Source organism: Paenibacillus sp. 05T425 (assembly GCF_056396205.1).
Genome location: NZ_JBFTLA010000170.1, coordinates 1 through 375, shown reverse-complemented (window position 1 = coordinate 375; position 375 = coordinate 1). Strand labels below are relative to the sequence as shown.

The 375-nt window shown below is 64.3% G+C and carries 1 pseudogene; it reads left to right on the top strand.

The annotated features are described in order from the left end of the window. A pseudogene (locus AC1DF0_RS32620) lies at positions 1 to 375 on the top strand (chemotaxis protein CheA); the annotation flags it as partial.

Here is a 375-nt window from a genome sequence, read left to right as displayed (position 1 = left end):
CATCAACACCGAATTGCAGGAAGGCCTGATGCGCACGCGCATGGTGCCGTTCGAGCGAATGCTGCCGCGTTTGAAGCGCATCGTCCGTCAGGTTTCCAGCGAGCTGGGCAAGGATGTGGAGTTCATCGTCGGCAACGCCGAAGGCGAGATGGACCGCAATGTCCTCGAGCGCATGGCCGCGCCGCTGGAACACATGCTGCGCAACGCCGTTGACCATGGGCTGGAATCGGCCGAGGTGCGGATCGCGGCCGGTAAACCGGCCCAGGGCAAGATCACCCTCGACTTGTCGAGAGAGGGCGGCGACATCATTTTCGACATCTGCGACGACGGTGCCGGCGTGCCGCTGGACGCCGTGCGGCGCAAGGCGATCAAGCG